Annotated in this window: 3 protein-coding genes; 1 reads left to right on the top strand and 2 read right to left on the bottom strand. The window is 70.1% G+C overall.

Annotation, left to right across the window (positions count from 1 at the left end):
* Positions 1 to 131 precede the first annotated feature (131 nt).
* Both ACO1BR_RS29955 and ACO1BR_RS29950 read right to left on the bottom strand, forming a co-directional pair.
* Positions 132 to 932 carry an ABC transporter ATP-binding protein gene (locus ACO1BR_RS29955; protein WP_426798242.1) on the bottom strand — a complete coding sequence of 267 codons (801 nt, stop codon included), beginning with the start codon at positions 930 to 932 and terminating at the stop codon, positions 132 to 134.
* A gap of 4 nt (positions 933 to 936) precedes the next feature.
* Positions 937 to 1,872 carry an ABC transporter permease gene (locus tag ACO1BR_RS29950; protein WP_426798223.1) on the bottom strand — a complete coding sequence of 312 codons (936 nt, stop codon included), beginning with the start codon at positions 1,870 to 1,872 and terminating at the stop codon, positions 937 to 939.
* A 137-nt stretch (positions 1,873 to 2,009) separates the two neighbouring features.
* Here ACO1BR_RS29950 and ACO1BR_RS29945 point away from each other — a divergent pair, with 137 nt between their 5' ends.
* Entirely contained in the window at positions 2,010 to 2,639 is a 630-nt protein-coding gene (locus tag ACO1BR_RS29945; RefSeq protein ID WP_426798222.1) for a TetR/AcrR family transcriptional regulator, read from the top strand.
* Positions 2,640 to 2,780 lie beyond the last annotated feature (141 nt).

The following is a 2,780-nucleotide window of genomic DNA, read 5'->3' as shown; positions in this document are numbered from 1 at the left end:
AAGTGCCCGTCCGGCGCTTGTGCGTTGGGGGCGGGGAGTGGGGTGGGGGGCCCGTGCGGGCGGGATATCGCTTCGCTCGTCCTCAAGCGCCGGACGGGCTGGATGCGTGCGGACGGCCGGGAATCCGGCTCCTACGCCCCCGTGAACTCCTCGTATGCCGCCAGGACTTCGTCGGTGGGGCCGTCCATCCGCAGGACGCCCTTCTCCAGCCACAGGACCCGGTCGCAGGTGTCCCGGATGGAGTTGTTGTTGTGGCTGACCAGGAAGACCGTGCCGGCCTCCTCGCGCAGCTCCCGGATGCGGGCCTCGGAGCGCTTCTGGAAGCTGCGGTCGCCGGTGGCCAGCGCCTCGTCGATCAGCAGCACGTCGTGGTCCTTGGCCGCCGCGATGGAGAACCGCAGCCGGGCCGCCATACCGGACGAATAGGTGCGCATCGGCAGCGAGATGAAGTCGCCCTTCTCGTTGATGCCGGAGAAGTCGACGATGCCGTCGTAGCGCTCGCGGACCTCCTCGCGGCTCATGCCCATCGCCAGGCCGCCGAGGATGACGTTCTTCTCGCCGGTCAGGTCGTTCATCAGGGCCGCGTTGACGCCGAGCAGCGAGGGCTGGCCGTGGGTGTAGACCTTGCCGCGCTCCGCGGGCAGCAGTCCGGCGACGGCCTGGAGCAGGGTCGACTTGCCGGAGCCGTTGGAGCCGATCAGGCCGATCGACTCGCCGCGGTGGGCGGTGAAGGAGACGCCCTTGACGGCGTGCACCTCGCGTACGCCGGTGGAGGGCTTGCGGCGGATGATGCGGCCGAGTGCCGCGGTGGCCCCGCCCTTGCCGGCGCCGGTGCCGTAGACGCGGTAGACGATGTGCAGGTCGTCCGCGATCACGGTCGGGATGCGGGCCTCGTCCGCCGCCGGGCGGATGCCGCTTCGGTCTTCCGTCATGAACTCAGCCACGTCCGTACCGCTCCTCGGCCTTCCAGAAGTACACATAGCCGGCGACCCCGGCCAGCAGCGCCCAGCCGGCCGCGAACGCCCAGACGTGCGGCGGCAGTTGCTTGTGGGTGAAGCTGTCGATCAGCGCGAACCGCATCAGGTCGATGTAGACGGCGGCGGGGTTGCCGTTCAGCAGTACCACCACGATGTGCGGGAGGTGCTTGCCCTTGATGATGAGGCTGATGCTGAACATCACGCCGGACGCGTACATCCAGGTCCGCAGGATGAAGGGCATCAGCTGCGCCAGGTCCGGGGTCCGCGAGCCGAGCCGCGCCATGATCATCGCGAGGCCGGTGTTGAAGACGAACTGCAGCGTCAGCGCCGGGATGACCAGCAGCCACGACCAGGTCGGCACCTGCCCGAAGCACAGCAGGATGACCATCAGGACGGCCATGGAGTACAGCAGCTGCTGGAGCTGTGCCAGGCAGGACGAGATCGGCAGGCAGGCGCGCGGGAAGTGCAGTGCGCGCACCAGGCCGAGGTTGCCGGAGATCGCCCGGGTGCCGGTCATCACCGAGTTCTGCAGGAAGGTGAAGACGAAGACGCCGGTGACCAGGTACGGGATGTAGTCCGGCACGCCCTTCCGGGTGCCGATCAGCACGCCGAAGATCAAGTAGTAGACGCCGGCGTTGAGCAGCGGGGTGATCACCTGCCACAGCTGGCCGAGCTTGGCGGTGGTGTACATCGCGGTGAGCTTGGCGGTGGCGAACGAGGTGATGAAGTGCCGCCGCTGCCACAGCTGGCGGGTGTACTCGGGCAGCGAGGGGCGGGCGCCGCTCACCGTGAGGCCATGGCGCTCGGCCAGCGCGCGCAGCTCCGGATCGGGTGCGGTGCCGGAGCCGGACGGCTGGGCGGGCGCCGGGGCCGGGGGAGCGAGGGTCTGGGGCATGAGGGGCCGCTTTCGCTTTCGTACGGGGGCGTCAGGGTCCGTACGACGACGGAACGGGTCCGTATCGTCGCGACGCCGAGACTAAAGGGATCCCACGTCGAAACGCAACCGTAGCGTCGTACCGCTAGGATCAAGCCATGGCAAAAGACGGCACCGACAGCGAGAGAGAGACCGCGGCGCAGCGCCGTGCCCCGGCCGGCGCCGCCGTGCTGCGGGAGGACAAGACGGCCGCGATCCGCGCCGCGGTCTTCGAGGAACTGGCCGCGGTCGGCTTCGCCCGGATGTCCATCGAGGGCATCGCCCGCCGGGCCGGCGTCGGCAAGACCGCCGTCTACCGGCGCTGGCGCTCCAAGCTGCACCTGGTCCTGGACGTGGTTTCGGCGGTCGCCGCGGCCGGGCTGCCGGCCCCCGACACCGGGTCGCTGCGCGGTGATGTGCGGATGCTGCTGGAGGTCGCGGCCCGTGCGCTGCGGCACCCGATGGCCTCGCAGATCATCCCCGATCTGCTGGCCGAGGCGGCGCGCAGCCCGGAGATGGCCACCGCCCTGAAGACGGCGCTGCACGACAGCCAGGAGGGCGTCGCCGCGGCCGTGGTGGCACGGGCGGTGGAGCGCGGTGAGCTGCCCGACGACGTGGACTCCCGGCTGGCGCTCGACCTGATGACCGGGCCGCTGTACTGGCGGCTGCTGGTGGTCCGCGACGAGGTCCCCAAGGGGTATCTCGACGCGCTGTCCCATTCGGTGGCGGTGGCGCTCGGCGCGGAGTAGCCCGCGCGCGGAGGCGCGGTACGCGCAAACACGGATACGCGCAAACACGGATACGCGGATACGCGGATGCGCGGCGATGGGGAGATGCAGAGACGCGGAAGACGCTGAGACGCAGAGGTGCGGCGGGCGGCCCGGAGGTTT

This window comes from Streptomyces sp. YGL11-2 (genome assembly GCF_050054615.1).
Taxonomy (GTDB): domain Bacteria; phylum Actinomycetota; class Actinomycetes; order Streptomycetales; family Streptomycetaceae; genus Streptomyces.
The sequence above is the reverse complement of the archived record's forward strand: the minus strand, read 5'-3'. Positions and strand labels throughout refer to the sequence as shown.

Excerpts from the sequence above, each read along its gene's own strand:
- ACO1BR_RS29955 (WP_426798242.1), bottom strand. The coding sequence starts at position 932 with ATGACGGAAGACCGAAGCGGCATCCGCCCGGCGGCGGACGAGGCCCGC.
- ACO1BR_RS29950 (WP_426798223.1), bottom strand. The coding sequence starts at position 1,872 with ATGCCCCAGACCCTCGCTCCCCCGGCCCCGGCGCCCGCCCAGCCGTCC.
- ACO1BR_RS29945 (WP_426798222.1), top strand. The coding sequence starts at position 2,010 with ATGGCAAAAGACGGCACCGACAGCGAGAGAGAGACCGCGGCGCAGCGC.